We start from the raw sequence: 1566 nt of genomic DNA on the forward strand, positions 1-1566 counted from the left end.
GCCCCGCGCCCCGCGATCAGCAGGTCGTTGCCCGCGTCCCCGTTCAGCCTGTCATTGCCCAGTCCGCCGTCCAGCACGTCCGCGGCGATCCCGCCGCTCAGCTGGTCGTTGCCCAAACCACCCTCCAGCCGGTCGTTCCCGGCACCGCCGAACAGCACATCATTGCCGCCCATGCCCTGGATGCGGTCGTTCCCGGCCATGCCGTCCACGACGTCGCGCCCCGACGAACCGGTGATCTGGTCGTTGAATGCCAGGATCGACCGCCAGATCGACAGATAGTCGCCGCGACCGAAGATCGCGCCTTCGTCGATGCGGCCAGGTGCGGTGGAGATCAGGAAATCCGACATGGTCACCACGTCGCGACCGTTCTGCGTCAGGCGCAGGGCGTCGGCGCGGTCGAACCCGGCGGAGGCGATCGCGACCCGGTAGCCGTTGGCGTAGTCGATCCAATCCTCGTTTCCGCCGAAGCGGCCGGGGCCGAAACTGGTGGGAATGGTCAGGTCAAAAGGTCGGTGAAGCTGAATGCGGGCCATCGTGGCGCTCCGATTGGATGCAATGCCCGGATGCTAGCCGATCGCGCCCGCGGATCGACGAATGAATGCGTAGATTGCCATGGGGCCGCATCAGAAGATGCGGCCCCATGGCAATCGGTGCGGCGAAGATCAGTTCTTCGCGTAGAATTCGACGACCAGGTTCGGTTCCATCTGCACGGCATAGGGGATGTCGCCCAGGCCGGGGGTGCGCACGAAGGTCGCGGTCATCTTGTTGTGGTCGACTTCCAGATAGTCCGGAACGTCACGCTCGGTCAGGGCGACGGCTTCCAGCACGATGGCCAGCTGGCGCGAACGCTCGCGGATCGAGATGACATCGCCTTCCTTGACGCGGTAGGACGCGATGTTCACGCGCTGACCGTTGACCTGGATATGGCCGTGGTTGACGAACTGGCGGGCGGCCCAGATGGTCGCCACGAACTTGGCGCGATACACGATCGCGTCCAGGCGACGCTCCAGCAGGCCGACCAGGTTCTCGCCGGTGTCGCCGCGGATCCGCTCGGCCTCGGCATAGATGCGGCGGAACTGCTTTTCGGTCAGGTCGCCATAGTAGCCCTTGAGCTTCTGCTTGGCGCGCAGCTGGGTGCCGAAGTCCGACAGCTTGTTCTTGCGGCGCTGGCCGTGCTGGCCGGGGCCGTATTCACGACGGTTGACGGGCGACTTGGCGCGGCCCCAGATGTTCTCGCCCATGCGGCGGTCGAGTTTGTACTTGGCAGACGTGCGTTTGGTCACGGCTGATCTCCTTCATGCAGTTGCGAAGGGCGTTGTCCTCTGGCCGGGGCCTGACAGGGTTCCCCTTGCGGGGTCCACCAACACCAACGAAGCGTGCCGTATAGACGCGCAGGCCCCGGTGTCAACCGCAATCGCCCTAGTCCAGCGCCCCGTCGGGCTGGAAGAAATGCGCCAGCGGCAGTCCCGCGGCCCCCAGGATGCGCGCGCTGCGGCCAAGCGAGCCCTCGATCACCTGCGGCCGGTCGATGCCGGCCCGGGCATGTCGGCCAACGCCGTGCGGGTC

Annotated in this window: 2 protein-coding genes; both read right to left on the bottom strand. The window is 66.1% G+C overall.

Translation table 11 applies throughout. From position 1 onward, the window contains the following. A partial coding sequence (locus TY51_RS20625) for a calcium-binding protein (RefSeq protein WP_373960739.1) occupies positions 1-533 on the bottom strand: 533 nt, incomplete at its 3' end. A gap of 129 nt (positions 534-662) precedes the next feature. After that, positions 663-1283, bottom strand: coding sequence for a 30S ribosomal protein S4 (gene rpsD / locus TY51_RS19575; protein ID WP_042252983.1), 621 nt, complete (start codon positions 1281-1283; stop codon positions 663-665). Positions 1284-1566 lie beyond the last annotated feature (283 nt).

This window comes from Paracoccus sp. PAMC 22219 (assembly GCF_000787695.1).
Classification (GTDB): Bacteria; Pseudomonadota; Alphaproteobacteria; order Rhodobacterales; family Rhodobacteraceae; genus Paracoccus.